This window comes from Rhodopirellula maiorica SM1, assembly GCF_000346295.1.
In the GTDB taxonomy this organism is placed as follows: domain Bacteria; phylum Planctomycetota; class Planctomycetia; order Pirellulales; family Pirellulaceae; genus Novipirellula; species Novipirellula maiorica.
In genome coordinates this window covers 13,747-28,652 of sequence record NZ_ANOG01000025.1, presented here as the reverse complement: position 1 = coordinate 28,652, position 14,906 = coordinate 13,747, and the positions used below count along the sequence as shown (strand labels likewise).

Genomic DNA, 14,906 nt, shown 5'->3' with positions numbered 1-14,906 from the left:
CTATGATTCGCATTACACTCTTTTCCGTTGCGGCATTACTAATCTCTGTGGCAGCGACCTGCCCATCGGTCGCAACCGAAGCCTGGACCATCGACAGCCAAGAGCAATGGCAACATGAAACGTCCGAGAAAAACGCCATTGAGATCAAAGAGGGTGTAGCCAGACCGACAGGCAAAACGGCCACCTTGCGAAGCACCCTCAAACGATTCGACAAAAAACGTTCGGCGGAATCGATTGTCTTTCAGCAGTCACCCGTCTGGCAAAACTGGAACCCGGTGAAAAACGTCGGCCCCGCCAACCTTGCCGACGCTCCGGTAATGCTCAGTCTTGGCCCCCAAAATTACTGGATCTTTGGACGCTACGGGGGCGCTAAGAAAGCAGCCAAGAATGCCGCTTCGGAATCGGCATTTCAACCGGAACCGGTGACGCTGGACGGATTTGATATCCCACTAATGACGACGCCGTTTGCCAATCAGTTCGACGCTCCCGGCGGTCTGAAAAAGGGACGAGGTGGTTACCATGCGTGGCAGAGCCGTGACATGGTCAACTGGGTCCATCATGGCCCGGTCACCGAAGGCTTCTCGAAATGGGTGACGTCAGCGGAACATGTCGATGGCAAGACGTACATCTACTATGACTTTCCAAACGACCAAGACCCTCATGTCTATGTCGATGATGATTTGACCGATGGCAAGCCGGGGAAAAACATGGGGAAGGCTCTGAATGATCCTTCGCACGGTTCGGATAGCGGTTTCATTCGCGATTTGGATGGTAAATTCCACGTCATCTACGAGGACTGGAGCCCGATCAATGCCAGCCGACGTTCATGGGATTCGCCATTGGCCGGTCATGCGGTCAGCGACGATGGCGTCTCGAATTTCAAAATCCTGGCGCCGGCTGTCGACCATCGAACAAAACCGACTGGAAAGATCGGAACTTACAAACACCCCCATTGGGCCAAGGAAGATCCCAAGAACTACAAAACCAATGTTGCGGAATTCGAGATCCACGAACCCGAGCAAGAGGCATTCGGCGACTGGGCCGCGATCAGCATCGGAGGGCAATATTATTTGTTTGGCGATTATGATCCCGAACATGGCAAACCAATGAGCGTTGCTTGGTTCACATCGCCGAGCTTGGACAAACCATTTACGTTCTGCGGAAATATTGGCAACGGACACCCCGATCCCGATATCGCATTTGCCGAGGGGCAATTTTATCTGGTCACTCAGCAAAAAAACGATTTCACCAGTCCTGGCCCATGGGTTGAACAAGTCGAAACACGCGTCGGCGTGGACACCACAGGTGACGGCAACATCGATCACTGGAGCGATTGGCAGGTGGTCAAAGAAACGTATGACCATGTGCCAGGCTTTGCCAAGCAAATCGCGAAAACGCCCGCTTCGCTTGACCTGTCCGAATTACCCGCTGGCTTTGGATTCCAGTTCGAGCTGAAATTGACCGACACGACAGAAAACCAATCGAAGCCGATGCTCGATAAAATCACGGTTTCCTTCGAAGGTTAGTGCCGCTGAACTGCGGCGGCTATGCACCGGAACGGGATGAACTCGTCGTTCCCGTGGAAGTTTGTTTTCTTGCAATTCCGAAACTCTTGGCGAGTTTCACTCCGATCCCTCTCACTCGCTCATTTACCCTCCGAGAAACACGAATGAAATTTGCAATCCTGTTTGTTGTCGCATTTACCAGTCTGATCAGCACCGCTCGGGCGGAAACGCTTGTCTACGAAGGAAAAGAAGGTGTAGGCAAGGGCAAGCACATTGTCTTTATGGCTGGTGATCACGAATATCGCTCGGAAGAGTCGCTGCCTGCACTAGCCCGACTGTTGGCAAAACATCACGGTTTTAAATGTACCGTGCTGTTCAACATTGATCCTGAGACGGGTGAAATCGTCGCCGGCAAACCCTCGAACATGCCTGGTCTCGAAGCACTCGACACGGCGGATTTGGCCGTGGTGTTTTTGCGTTTTCAAAATTTCCCAGCCGAACAGATGAAGCACTTTGACGATTACCTTCGTCGCGGTGGCCCGATCGTCGGAATGCGGACGGCAACGCATGGATTCCAAATTCCCGCCGATCAACCGTATGCAAAATATGCATTCAATTCCAAAGTCGAGGGCTACGAACTTGGCTTCGGCCATCAAGTGCTCGGACAAACCTGGGTTGGTCACTACGGCCGCAATCACGTGCAAAGTACTCGCATTACCATTGTCGATGCGATGAAAGATCATCCGATCCTGCAAGGGGTAAGCGACGTTTGGGTTCAAGCCGGCGGGTATGTCGGCAAGCCTACCGATGGCGACATCTTGACGATGGCCCAACCGCTCAATGGCATGACACCTGACTCACCGGCATCCGACACGCAACCCCCGATGCCCTCGGAATGGACACGAACCTACAAAAGCGAATCGGGCAAATCGGGCCGTGTGTTCACGTCGCTGTATGGTACGCCCGAAGACTTGACCAATGACGGTTACCGCCGTTTGCTCGCCAATGGGATCTTTTGGGCAATCGGTCTAGAAGACGCGATCACCCCAGACATGAACATTGATTTCGTGGGTCCATTCAAACCAAACACTTTCGGTAATCAAACCAATGCACGAGGGATCAAACCAGAAGCCTACGCGGGATTCGAAAGCCCGATTCCTGCTCACAACAAAGTGCATCAGCCGAAGAAAAAGAATGCCCCTAAAAAGAAGTCTGCGGTAAAATAACTCGCGGTTGGCGAATCAGACGAACGAGCCTAAACAGACTGCACCGCGGCTTCATTTAGTCGCGAGTGCAGCATGTTGGCTAGCCTCCACGCATCTATCTACAGGAGCCCAAAAGCGGCTTTTGATCGGTTTCGATTTTCGCATCCATGCGTTTCCTTGTCGGACGTGAGCACTCCCTCGCGTCAAAAATCTAGTCACGATCTTTTCCCAAACTAACGAATCTGAATCCCATGAAAACGATGCATCTTCGGCTGCTAAGCCTCGGGCTCCTTACGTTTTTAACAGGTGTCGTGGTCGCACAAGACACGTCTCCAACTATTGAAACCCGCGACGAGCGGCTCGAGTGGTGGCGTCAAGCAAAGTTTGGAATGTTTGTTCACTGGGGCATCTACTCGACGGTAGGCGGCGAATACAAAGGCCAAAAGCTGCCCAATAGCGCCGAATGGATGATGGCTCGAGGAAAGATTCCGATCGCGGAATATGAGAAGTACGCGGCCCAGTTCAATCCGACGCAATTTGATGCGACAGAATTCGTCGGTTTGGCAAAGCAAGCAGGAATGAAATACTTGGTCATCACGGCCAAGCATCACGATGGTTTCGCGATGTTCGATTCCAAAGCGAATCCCTTCAACGTCGTCGACGCGACGCCGTTTGGCCGTGACATCATGAAAGAACTGGCCGAAGCATGCCAAGAACAGGGCCTCCGATTCGGTTTCTACTATTCTCAAGCACAAGATTGGCATCACCCCGGCGGCTTTGGTAATAGTTGGGACAAGTCGATCCAGCGTGTCAGCTCAGATGAATACGTGATGGAAAAGGCCGTTCCCGAGGTCAAGCAGTTGCTCACCGAGTATGGCCCGATTGGCATCTTTTGGTGGGACACGCCTCGTAAGATGAGCCGCGAATCATTCGACGCGCTGCATTCGTTGACCAAGCTACAGCCGAATGTCATCACCAATGATCGTCTGGGCGAAGATTACCGCGGTGATTACAAAACGTTCGAACGCCAGATCCCTCCCCACGCTCCTGGTGAGGACGACTGGGAAGTCTGCATGCCAATCAGCGGCAGCTGGGGGTACAAGAAAGGCGACAGCGATTTCAAATCCACCACCACGTTGGTCCGCAATTTGATCGATATCGCCAGCAAAGGTGGCAATTATCTGTTGAACGTCAGCCCCACCGGCAAAGGGACACTATTGCCCGAGGCGGTCGAGCGACTGCAAGGGGTTGGCCAATGGATGGACGTCAATAGCGAATCCATCTACGGAACATCGGCAAGCCCGCTGCCCAAATTGGACTGGGGACGCTGCACCGCAAAAACGGTCGACGGCAAAACGATTTTGTACTTGCACGTGTTTGATTGGCCCAGCGCTGGGAAGCTGTTGGTTCCAGGTATCCAAAACGAAGTCCAAACCGCACGCTTGTTGGCTGATGGTAGTACATTAACGGCAAAGTCCACCGAGGATGGAGTTGAATTGACATTGCCAAACGAAGCACCCGATGACATCGCCAGTGTGATTGAAATGAAGATCGATGGCGTATTGGAAGTCGCCGTGCAACTCCCCACACCCGACGCGAATGGTAACTTGGTACTTACAGCGGACGCGGGCTATATCCACAACAACGAAGGCAGCCGACAAGCCGACATCCGGTTTCATTCCGACATCCCGCACATCGGATATTGGGTGGACGACCAAGCTTGGGTGGAATGGAACATCAACATTGATCAACCGGGACGCTACGAAGTCTCAGCAACGCTGTCGGTAGAAAAGGAGAAGACTCGGCTTGGCTTCGGAATCGCCGGAGAATTGAAAACAGTGGAAATGATGTCGACCGGCGGCTACGGAAATTATGTCGATCGGCCGCTCGGTACGATCGACATCGACCAATCCGGTCAAACCAGTTTTCGCATCAAGCCGGATGCGGGTCATTGGCAGCCCATCAATCTTCGCTCCGTGACGCTAAAGCGGGTGAACGAGTCGAAGTAGAGTCACTGCGAATAAATCTAGCGATTGCTTAGCGGTTTCTTTGCGAGGGAGCGTGACATCCCTTGCATGACATCGTCCTCTAACGGTAGGCCACATTGAAATGCCATAATCCGTTGAGGCGAGTAATGAATCGAAATCTTCAGTCCATCGAATTCCGCGTCAAATCGTCACTCACACGAGTGGGATGTGTCGATTTGATCGTAACCGACTTTGGCGACGGAGACGTCGAGATTGCCGGCCACGTTGATTCGTACAACGACCGAGTCCTGGCGATCACCGTCACTCGCGCTCTTCCCGGTGTCAGACGGATCACCGATTCGATGCGGCATTAGCCACCGGGCCCCACCAAGACGCCACCACAGAAGGGGCTAAAAACCGAGTGCCCAAACGAGTAATGCGTCATCGGCAGTCCCAGGGTGACACGGATTCTGGACATTTTCTGACAACTCTCCATGCGGGTCAAATTTAGTCAAAACATCGTAATTCTCGGCGATTTTGACGCAAGACGCTCTGCTCGAAACCACGAAGATGATCACAGTCATCGCATCACGCACCGGGTTGCTTGATGCCAAAATCCAGCAATCTAAACCGAGAAAGCGACATGAACATTTCCAGCTCGGCGTCGTCCTTCAGCGGCCAAGCTTCCGCCGCTGGCCGACCTGCCCAAGGCCCACCTGCAAAAAAACAAGAGCAACTCGCCGCGGCGTTGACCGCAGTGGGCGTGGATGATGCGACCGCCTCGAGTGTCCTGAGCCAGGTGGAAGAGGCTGTCGAGGAAGTCAAGTCGACGTCGGCTTCGGGGTCGGGGTCCACCAATGAGACGGCGATCCGATCAGCAGTGGATAGTGTACTAGAAGCCAACGGTATCGATGCCGATAAAGTCGACGAGGCGATCAAGGGGAATCGGCCCTCAGGCCCACGCCCCGGCCGCGGCCCCAAGCCCGAGGAGGACGATTCCTCGACCGTCGAGTCGGCATTGCTGGCCGCCGACGTCGACGAAACCGAAGTGGACCAACTGCTGAACCAATTGATTGAAACGCTTACCGAGCAACAAGAGAGCCAATCGGGAAACGTTTCCTCGGACTCCGTCCGCTCGGCATGGACTCAGGTGCTCGAAGACAACGGAGTGAACGTTGCGAAGTTTGAACAAGCACTCGGCGAGCAACTCGGTTCGAGCGGCAACTTTTTCAACCGTGTTGCCTGATCATTTACGATGGTCCACTTGATTTTTTGTGCGATAGTCACCGGGCGTCTGACCGGTTTCGCGTTTAAAGACGGCACACAAACTCTCTTTGTGGCTGTAGCCCGCTTTGGGCGCGAGTTGCTCGAGTGTCATATCGGTTTCGCGCAGCAATTGTTTGGTCCGCTCAATCTGAGTTGCCATAATTTGCTCGTGAGGGGTACGCCCCAGCACCTCGCGAAAGCGACGTTCCAATTGTCGCCGTGATAGCGATGTCGACCGCGTGACATCATTGACGTTGATCCCGTCGCAAGCGTGCAGCCGAATGAATCGGCACACTTTTGCCAGCTCGATGTCATCGACGGCAACCACTTCGGTCGACAACCGCTGCGAAACCGAAGTCGGCGGAATGAACTCGATTTCGGCCTCGGGTCGTAAACCGTTCAGCATCTCGTGCAACAGTTCTGCAGCACGATAACCGACTCGCGATGCATCCGGCCGAACGCTCGTCAGCGGTGGATCGCACATCAAACAAATCGCGTCATCATCATCAACGCCGATCACACCAATATCATCAGGAACGGCGATATCCGCTTTCCGACATGCATTGAGCACCTGCTGTCCTCGAATGTCGTTGCAAACGAACAACCCTGTGGGGCGCTGCAGCGTGCGAAGCCATTCCGCCATCCGCTCCATATCTCGGACATCGGCTCGCTCGAGCCCCATCAGCGGAGTGCCTGGTTTGCCTTCGGATTGATAGAACTCGAACGGGCACCCTGCCTGGGTGACAAGATCGCGAAAATAGTCCAGTCGCGTTTCGGAATACGACGCAAACCGAAATCCACAAAATGCAAAGCGGCGAAAGCCTCGGTTCCAAAGATGTTCGAGCGCCAATTCGGCAACGCGCCGGTTGTCGGTTTCGACTTGGGGAACCCCCACAAATTTTCGATTGCAGCGAACATCGACCATGGGCACATTCAATTTTCGCAGCGGCTCGATCGTGTGAGTATCCACTCGAGCAATCACGCCATCGATCCGTGCGTTGGTCATCCAGTCCGGCATCGCCGAATCAAGCAACATCTCTTCGTGCAGTAGCGACCAATTAACTTGCGTTCGAGCGAAATGGGAAACTCCGCGAAGCAATTCCCGTCCGTAAGCGCGAGACGCCTCGACGAGGAGAGCGATTTGAGGGCGTAATTTCTGCTTCATAAGAGTAGATTCATGCTCCAGGAGTGACGCAAAACATTACTAATCTGTCGCGTATCATTATTGTAGCAAGATTGATCGCCGGTATTATTAGCTTTAGAATCATGGATGCACGGCTTCGGTCGGCAGTGCATTCTGCCTCGAATCGCTCACGGTGAACGACTATCCAATTCCTGTCGCAGCGTGACATTCGCGTAGTGCCGCAGCGAACCTCGCAGAAACCTTCGACGATTTAATTGCCGATAGTGTACCTCTTCGCGATTTTCGCCGCCCGAAAATGGAGGTGCACTGCACCACTCGAGCTAACCGAATGATAATCAAGCCAATCTCAGTACGCTGAGTGAACTGACCGATCGCTGTGAATTTTATCCCCGGAAACATTGCCGGGTCATCTTCGCACCCCTCTTCAAAACCATACACCTCTGAGTGTCAACACAAAGGATTTTTCGATGGCGGACATCAATACCGTTTGGCAAGGCGAGTTACCTAAAATTGGTATTCGTCCCACGATCGATGGACGATTGGGGGGAGTGCGTGAATCGCTCGAAGAGCAAACACAAGCCTTGGCACAACGCGTCAAAACGCTGTTGACCGAAAACGTTCGTTATCCCAACGGGGATCCTGTGCAGTGCGTGGTCGCGAATCCATGTATCGGCGGTATCGCCGAGGCGACCGCGACCGAAGAATTGTTTCGCCGCGAAAACGTGGGTGTGTCGCTGACCGTGACCCCATGCTGGTGTTACGGATCCGAGACGATGGACATGGATCCTCTGCGTCCCAAAGCGGTGTGGGGATTCAATGGAACCGAGCGTCCAGGCGCGGTGTACTTGGCCGCCGTTTTGGCGGGTCACTCACAAAAGGGCTTGCCCACGTTTGGCATCTACGGCCGCGATGTTCAGGACGCCGGCGATTCGGTGATCCCGGATGATGTGCAGCATAAATTGCTAAGCTTTGCTCGCTGTGGGTTGGCTGTCGCACTGATGCGAGGCAAAGCGTACTTGTCGATGGGCGGCACCTCGATGGGCATCGCGGGCTCGGTGGTCGACCAAGGTTTCTGGGAAAAGTGGCTGGGCATGCGGGTCGAAGCGATCGACATGAGCGAGTTTGTCGGCCGGATGCAGAAGGAACAATATGATCCACAAGAGTACGAACGAGCGCTGGCATGGGTCAAAGAAAATTGTCCCGAAGGCAAAGATTACAACGCAGAAGACCAAGTCCGCAGCCGTGAGCAGTTGGACAGTGAATGGTCCGATAGCGTGAAGATGGCGTTGATCGCCCGCGATTTGATGGTTGGAAACCCGCGTCTGGCCGAGATGGGACTTGGCGAACAAGCGATGGGGCATCAAGCGATCGCGTCCGGTTTCCAGGGTCAACGTCAATGGACCGACCACTTTCCCAATGGTGACTTTCTCGAAGCCATTTTGAATACGTCCTTCGATTGGAATGGCAAACGAGCTCCCTACATTGTCGCCACCGAGAACGACGCACTAAACGGTGCGACGATGTTGTTCGGCCATCTGTTGACAAACACCGCACAGATCTTTGCGGATTTGCGGACCTATTGGAGTCCAGACGCGGTTGCCGGTGCGTGTGACGGTTACCGTTTGGACGGGCACGCCAAAGACGGCCTGTTGCACCTGATCAACTCGGGCCCCGCGACATTGGATGGCACCGGTCAACAGGAAGAAAATGGTCAACCGACGATGAAGCCGTTCTGGGAGATCACGGACGACGAAGTGCAAAAGTGTTTGCAAGCGACGACGTGGCACCCGTCGATCACCGAGTATTTCCCTGGCGGCGGGATGAGTACACGTTACCGTACTCGCGGCGGTATGCCATCGACCATGACGCGTATTAACTTGATCGCGGGACTTGGTCCTGCGTTGCAAATCGCCGAAGGTTATACCGTCGATCTTCCCGACGACGTGCACGATGTTTTGGACCAACGCACCAACCCAACATGGCCGACGACTTGGTTCGCACCGACGATTACGGGACGCGGGGCGTTCACATCGACGTACGAAGTCATGAACCACTGGGGTGCGAACCACTGCGTCTTGACCGCGGGGCATGTGGGGCATTTGTTCATCACACTCGCATCGCAATTGCGGATCCCCGTTTACATGCACAACGTGGCCGAAGATCGTATTTTCCGTCCGAGCACTTGGAACGCCTTTGGCACCGAGAATCGCGAAGCTGCCGATTTCCGTGCATGTGAAACGTTCGGTCCACTGTACGGGCGACGATAAACACGGATGCAATTCTTAGAAGTGAGCCGTTGGCCGCCGAGGTGTCTTCGGCTCACGAATCCAGAGAGAGAGAGAATCGCACGAACATCCAATCCGGCCAATGACCAAGACTCTCAGCGTCTTTCGCTGAACCGATCGAGCTAAGCTTCCTACAAAAGCAAATCAAATGAACGCAAACGCAACCTTACAAGAACTGATTTCGCTTTCGCAGTTCCTCGGCGACGAGCGTCGACAACTCGCGATCCTTGGCGAAGGCAACACGTCTGCCAAGATCGATGACGAGACGTTTTTCGTCAAAGCCAGTGGCAGTTGTCTGGAAACGCTCAGTGAAGACGATCTCGTTGCCTGTCATTTTGCTCCGCTGCTGCAAATGCTCGACAACCACGACTTGAGCGATCAACAGATCGAGGACCAACTGTTTGCTTGTCGTGTTGACAGCAAGTCAAAAAAACCCTCGGTGGAAACACTGTTTCATGCCTACCTGCTGTCATTGCCGGGAATCGAATACGTGGGGCACACTCACAGTGTCAGCGTAAACCAGATCTTGTGTTCACCATTGGCAGAGCAATTTGCCACCCGCAAGCTATTCCCAGACGAAATCGTTTGCTGTGGCCCGCAATCGGTGCTGGTACCGTACACGGATCCGGGACTGAAGCTATCGCAGGTCATTCGCGAAAAGACCCAACAATTCATCGACGAATTTGGCGTGCCGCCCCGCGTGATCCTGCTACAGAATCATGGGCTGATCACGCTTGGGAAAACGCCGGGCGCGGTCAAAGCCGCCATGTTGATGGCTCATAAATCAGCAGAGATTTTTGTCGGCGCCGCGGCTCTTGGGGGGCCGACGTTCTTGGAATCCGACGACGTGGATCGGATCGCTAACCGCATCGACGAACATTATCGCCAACGTGCACTGAAACTATAATGGAAAAACATTACATCGCTTGCGACTTGGGCGCCGAGAGTGGTCGTGTCATCTTGGGGACGCTCCGCGACGGACGCTTAACACTCGAAGAAATTCATCGCTTTGCCAACGGCGCGACGAAGATCCAAAATTCGCTGCGTTGGAACATCATTCGGATCTTTGACGAACTGAAACAAGGTTTGCGAATGGTGGCCGATCGAGGCGTGGCGGCGTCCGGGATGAGTGTGGATTCGTGGGGCGTCGATTATGTGTTGCTGAATGATCGTCAACCCATGCTGGGGTTGCCCTATCAATACCGCGACGCGCGTACCGAGCCAACCTATGCAGCTGCGTTAGAGAATCCGGGCCGCGAGACAATCTTTGCTGAAACCGGCATCCAGTTTATGGCGATCAACACGCTGTATCATCTGATTGCCGATGTGAAAGAAAACTCTGATCTGCTACAGATCGCGGACCAGTTTCTCAACATTGCCGACTACTTGAACTTTTTGTTTTGTGGCGTCGGCCGTGCCGAAGTGAGCCTCGCCAGCACCACGCAGCTGTACAATCCGACCACGGGACAGTGGTCCGCCGAACTCATCCGACAATTTGCGTTACCCGAGAAGATCTTTCCACCGATTGTCGCCTCGGGCACTCGGCTTGGTCCCTTGCTTTCGGAGCTATGTGACGAGACGGGCTTGCCGGCTGTCGAAGTGATCGCGACTTGTTCGCACGATACGGGGGCGGCCGTCGCAGCCGTCCCGGCCGAGGGAGACGATTGGGCCTATCTGAGTTCGGGAACTTGGTCGCTGATCGGAGTCGAACTGCCAGACCCTCGGATCAATAATGACGTCCTTGCGGAAAATTTCACGAATGAAGCTGGACTCAACGGCACCACCCGTTTTCTAAAAAACATCGTCGGGCTGTGGTTATTACAAGAATCGCGACGAAGCTGGTCGCGACAAGGTCAAACGCTCGACTACGCTGAAATCAACCAGCTTGCCGAACAAGCCGAACCGTTTCGATCGCTGATCAATCCGGACGACCCACGATTTATGAGTCCGGCGGACATGCCGACGGCGATCGATTCGTATTGCCAAGAAACAAATCAACCGATTCCCGAAACCCCAGGGCAATACGCTCGCTGTATCCTCGAGAGCTTAGCGTTATTGTACGGACGAACACTCGACACGGTGCAGCGACTAACGGGCCGGCAAATTTCAAAACTGCACATTGTCGGCGGTGGCAGCCAAAGCACGCTGCTAAACCAATTGGCGGCCAACGCCACCGGGCGTACAGTGTATGCTGGCCCTGTCGAGGCTACGGCTATCGGGAATGTGTTAATCCAAGCGATGGCCATGGGTGATTTGGAATCGCTAAGCGAACTCCGCCGCGTGGTCCGCGATTCGTTCTCGATTGCCACCTATGAACCCGAGTCCTCGGAACTGTGGGAGCAGACACGACAGCGTTTCACCGAATTGGTACGCGGCGGAAAATAACGGTACGATGGTTAACGCTCCCGAATCGCTCGAGTCGCCCCCCGAACGAAATTAATTGTTGCACTCAACCAAAGGTATGTCATGAACGTTTCAACCAGCAATCTGCTTCCCGAAGTCGCAGAGTTTCTCAGTCGCGGAGATCTACCCAGTTTTGTCGGCGGTAAAGATTTTCCTGCCGCATCGGGTAAGGTTGTGGCAACCTTGGACCCCGGTTCGGGCGAACATCTCGCGAACATCCATGATCTTGACGCCGCCGAAATTGACCGGGCCGTCGAAATCGCTGGCGAAGCATTTCCAGCCTGGTCCGCACTATCGCACGACGACCGCAGTGCGATCCTATTGCGTTTGGCCGACGCCGTCGAGGAACACAAACCCATCATCGCGCAAATCGAAGCGCTGGATGCAGGAAAAATCGAAGCCCAGGCTCAAGGCGACGTGCAAAACTTTGTCGACACACTGCGGTACTTTGTCAAACTTGCCGGCCAAGTCGAAACCCGCACGAAATTGGACGTCGAGGGTTACGATGCTTGGACCTACAAACAACCTTGGGGCGCCTGTGCGTTCATCTTCCCTTGGAATTTTCCATTCTTGCTGATCGGTTGGGGGATCTCGCCCGCACTTGCCGCTGGCAATACCGTCATCATCAAACCGGCCGAAGACACGTCGATGTCAGCGCTGTATCTCGCCCAATTAGCCAAGAAAGCGGGAGTGCCCGACGGGGTGATCAACGTGGTTACCGGACGGGGTGCCACTGCGGGCGCGGCATTGACCGCCAACCCAAAAATCAAGCGAATGTCGTTCACGGGATCTCCCGAAGTCGGCCAATTGGTGGGCGAAACGTGCGGACGCAACTTGGTACCGGTCAAATTAGAACTTGGTGGAAAGGGAGCGGCAGTCGTGTTCGATGACGTCGATGTCGCTGAAACCGCTGCAAAACTGGTTGGCGCCATCACCTTCCATTCAGGACAAGTTTGCTGTGATGCCACCCGTTGGTTGGTCCATCGCAATATCTATGACGAGTTCGCCGAGCGTTGTGTCGAACTGATGAAGAACGTTCGCGTCGGCCATCCGTTGGATCCGTCAAGCGAGATGGGGCCGGTCGTCAATCCTAAACAGCGTGAACGCGTCCTCGGTTATTTGGAAAAAGGGCAAGCTCAAGGAGCGAAATGCCTGTGCGGGGGCGGCGAGGCATCTGTCGATGGCTATGCCGGCAACTATATCGAGCCCGCACTGTTGGCTGGTTCAATGGACAACGTCGCCGCTCGCGAAGAAATCTTCGGCCCGGTGGCCTATCTGGGCGTCTTCGAAAACGAAGAAGAGGCGATCGCTTTGGTTAACGACACCCAGTATGGGTTGGCCAACAGTGTATGGACCAACGACAAGGAGCGTGCCGCACGCGTCGCCGAGTCAATGGTTGCCGGCAACAGCTGGATTAACGCACACAACGTGTTCGCCCAAGGCGTTCCCTATGGTGGGGTGAACAAAAGTGGGCTAGGTGGCGGAGTATTGTCGGCCGAAACCTTGATGGATTACTACCGCAGCACCTCGGTCGTCCGCCCGCTGTAAGTGCCAACGAGTGCCTGAGCCGCGACGCGTAAGCGGCCGGGTATTTTTCGCGGCCGAGAATTTTTCGCCGCTGGTGTATTCTGGCCGTTGTTTTAAACGCCCAGGGTCCGATGCACGCCCCCGGCGGCTTGCGGTTAACGCCGTCGATGTTAGTAGCGGCACGGCGAGGGGGCTTCACTTACAGGCTGGCAGCCTGTGCTACATACATTTCATTCTCAAAAGACAGTTCCCATGACTGCGAAACGCCATTTGATTCACCCTCGCGATGAGATCATGCAAACGATGGATCGTATCTATCGTTATCGTATGACAACGACTTCGGGTGGTAATCTTTCGATCCGTGATGAAGCGGGCGACATCTGGATCTCACCCGCTCGCGTCGACAAGGGCAACCTGACTCGAAAAGACATCGTTTGTGTCAAAGCCGACGGAACCGTCGATGGACTGCATCCGCCGTCCTCGGAGTTCCCATTTCATAAAGCGATCTACGAAGCAAGACCCGACATTCGTGCGATCGTCCACGCCCATCCGGTGGCGTTGGTCGCATTCAGTATCTGTCGCCAAACGCCGAACACTCGGTTGTTCCACCAAGCCCATTCGGTTTGTGGCCAACTCGGTTTTGCTCCCTATGCCTGTCCCGGTAGCGAGCAACTCGGGGCGAACATTGCCGCGACGTTCGCGAAAGGGTGCGACAGTGTGATCTTGGAAAACCACGGTGTCGTGGTCGGTGGTGATTCACTGGCCCGCGCATTCGAGCGATTCGAAGCATTTGAATTTGCCGGCAAAACGTTGGTCAAGGCTTCGCAACTCGGCAAGGTCCGCTTCCTTGACGACGAGCACCTACAGCAAGCTGCCGAACGAGGAGTCGATTTCGACTCGTATGATCCGGTTCCCGCAACTCCGAAAGAACAAGAACTGCGTCGCCAATTGTGCGAATTTGTCCGTCGCGGTTGTCGTCAACGCTTGCTGATCAGCACCGAGGGAAGTTTCTCGGCTCGTCTTGACCATGATTCATTCTTGATCACGCCGACCCAAAAGGACCGAGAACTTCTGAACGTCGAGGACCTTGTTCTGGTCAGCGGAAATCAACGCGAAGCGGGCAAGTTAGCCAGCCGAGCCGCCCGTGCTCATCAAGCGATTTACGAAAAGCATCCCGCGGTCCAGGCGATTGTGTTCGCCCATCCAGTCAATGCGACTGCATTTAGTGCAACCGATTCCCAATTTGATGTGCGGACAATTCCCGAAAGCTACGTTTTCCTTCGCGACGTCCGCCGCGTGCCCTATGGCATCCAATATCGCGGCGACAAACAGCTCGCAGGCTATATCTCGGAATCGATGCCCGCAGCGATCCTCGAAAATGACGGAGTGATTGTCACTGGACGTAGCGTCTTGGACACCTTCGATCGGCTGGAGGTACTCGAATCAACGGCCGAAGCGGTTATCAACGCCAAAGCGATTGGCGAAGTTGCCTCGATGCCCGATAGCGTCATCGATGAATTAAAAGCGGCGTTCAATCTCAATTAGCGGGCGGTCTGAATTAGCAGGCGGCTTAAAAAACGAGCCCGCTGCGTCGGCAAGGTGAG

The 14,906-nt window shown here is 54.4% G+C and carries 11 protein-coding genes; 10 read left to right on the top strand and 1 reads right to left on the bottom strand.

Translation table 11 applies throughout. From position 1 onward, the window contains the following. Nucleotides 1–2 precede the first annotated feature (2 nt). The 5 genes from RMSM_RS00920 to RMSM_RS00895 all read left to right on the top strand — a co-directional run bounded on the left by RMSM_RS00920 (nucleotide 3) and on the right by RMSM_RS00895 (nucleotide 5,923). Nucleotides 3–1,526 (top strand): glycoside hydrolase family protein, encoded by a 1,524-nt coding sequence (locus RMSM_RS00920; protein ID WP_040763363.1) that lies wholly within the window; start codon nucleotides 3–5, stop codon nucleotides 1,524–1,526. 143 nt (nucleotides 1,527–1,669) lie between these two features. Further along, on the top strand, nucleotides 1,670–2,731 hold the full coding sequence (locus RMSM_RS00915; protein ID WP_040763378.1) for a ThuA domain-containing protein: 1,062 nt from the start codon (nucleotides 1,670–1,672) through the stop codon (nucleotides 2,729–2,731). Between the two features lie 230 nt (nucleotides 2,732–2,961). Then, a complete protein-coding gene (locus RMSM_RS00910; protein WP_085980582.1) occupies nucleotides 2,962–4,719 on the top strand; it encodes an alpha-L-fucosidase in 1,758 nt (585 codons plus the stop codon). Nucleotides 4,720–4,844: 125 nt separating this feature from the next. After that, nucleotides 4,845–5,051, top strand: a complete 207-nt coding sequence (locus RMSM_RS00905) for a BON domain-containing protein (RefSeq protein WP_008690151.1) — start codon at nucleotides 4,845–4,847, stop codon at nucleotides 5,049–5,051. Nucleotides 5,052–5,320: 269 nt separating this feature from the next. Then, a complete protein-coding gene (locus tag RMSM_RS00895) occupies nucleotides 5,321–5,923 on the top strand; it encodes a hypothetical protein (protein WP_052031435.1) in 603 nt (200 codons plus the stop codon). On the opposite strand, the gene RMSM_RS00890 is transcribed toward RMSM_RS00895, so the two are convergent. Continuing rightward, nucleotides 5,924–7,108, bottom strand: a complete 1,185-nt coding sequence (locus RMSM_RS00890; protein WP_008690148.1) for a XylR family transcriptional regulator — start codon at nucleotides 7,106–7,108, stop codon at nucleotides 5,924–5,926. It lies immediately after the preceding gene. Between the two features lie 446 nt (nucleotides 7,109–7,554). On the opposite strand from RMSM_RS00890, the gene RMSM_RS00885 reads away from it, so the two are divergent. The 5 genes from RMSM_RS00885 (at nucleotide 7,555) to RMSM_RS00865 (ending at nucleotide 14,847) form a co-directional block, all read left to right on the top strand. Next, nucleotides 7,555–9,354 (top strand): L-fucose isomerase, encoded by a 1,800-nt coding sequence (locus tag RMSM_RS00885; RefSeq protein WP_008690147.1) that lies wholly within the window; start codon nucleotides 7,555–7,557, stop codon nucleotides 9,352–9,354. Nucleotides 9,355–9,520: 166 nt separating this feature from the next. Then, complete coding sequence (locus RMSM_RS00880; protein ID WP_008690146.1) at nucleotides 9,521–10,279, top strand: class II aldolase/adducin family protein; 759 nt, start codon at nucleotides 9,521–9,523, stop codon at nucleotides 10,277–10,279. After that, the gene (locus RMSM_RS00875; protein WP_008690145.1) at nucleotides 10,279–11,757 is read left to right on the top strand and encodes a rhamnulokinase; all 1,479 of its coding nucleotides are present in this window, start codon (nucleotides 10,279–10,281) and stop codon (nucleotides 11,755–11,757) included. The genes RMSM_RS00880 and RMSM_RS00875 overlap by 1 nt, the downstream gene beginning before the upstream one ends. 81 nt (nucleotides 11,758–11,838) lie before the next feature. Then, entirely contained in the window at nucleotides 11,839–13,323 is a 1,485-nt protein-coding gene (locus RMSM_RS00870; RefSeq protein WP_008690144.1) for an aldehyde dehydrogenase family protein, read from the top strand. A gap of 231 nt (nucleotides 13,324–13,554) precedes the next feature. Next, nucleotides 13,555–14,847, top strand: coding sequence for a class II aldolase/adducin family protein (locus tag RMSM_RS00865; protein WP_008690143.1), 1,293 nt, complete (start codon nucleotides 13,555–13,557; stop codon nucleotides 14,845–14,847). Nucleotides 14,848–14,906 lie beyond the last annotated feature (59 nt).

Bases quoted from the DNA above. Each gene is read 5' to 3' on its own strand.
- RMSM_RS00870 (WP_008690144.1), top strand. From the start codon at position 11,839: ATGAACGTTTCAACCAGCAATCTGCTTCCCGAAGTCGCAGAGTTTCTC.
- RMSM_RS00905 (WP_008690151.1), top strand. From the start codon at position 4,845: ATGAATCGAAATCTTCAGTCCATCGAATTCCGCGTCAAATCGTCACTC.
- RMSM_RS00885 (WP_008690147.1), top strand. From the start codon at position 7,555: ATGGCGGACATCAATACCGTTTGGCAAGGCGAGTTACCTAAAATTGGT.
- RMSM_RS00910 (WP_085980582.1), top strand. From the start codon at position 2,962: ATGAAAACGATGCATCTTCGGCTGCTAAGCCTCGGGCTCCTTACGTTT.
- RMSM_RS00920 (WP_040763363.1), top strand. From the start codon at position 3: ATGATTCGCATTACACTCTTTTCCGTTGCGGCATTACTAATCTCTGTG.
- RMSM_RS00865 (WP_008690143.1), top strand. From the start codon at position 13,555: ATGACTGCGAAACGCCATTTGATTCACCCTCGCGATGAGATCATGCAA.
- RMSM_RS00895 (WP_052031435.1), top strand. From the start codon at position 5,321: ATGAACATTTCCAGCTCGGCGTCGTCCTTCAGCGGCCAAGCTTCCGCC.
- RMSM_RS00915 (WP_040763378.1), top strand. From the start codon at position 1,670: ATGAAATTTGCAATCCTGTTTGTTGTCGCATTTACCAGTCTGATCAGC.
- RMSM_RS00890 (WP_008690148.1), bottom strand. From the start codon at position 7,108: ATGAAGCAGAAATTACGCCCTCAAATCGCTCTCCTCGTCGAGGCGTCT.
- RMSM_RS00875 (WP_008690145.1), top strand. From the start codon at position 10,279: ATGGAAAAACATTACATCGCTTGCGACTTGGGCGCCGAGAGTGGTCGT.
- RMSM_RS00880 (WP_008690146.1), top strand. From the start codon at position 9,521: ATGAACGCAAACGCAACCTTACAAGAACTGATTTCGCTTTCGCAGTTC.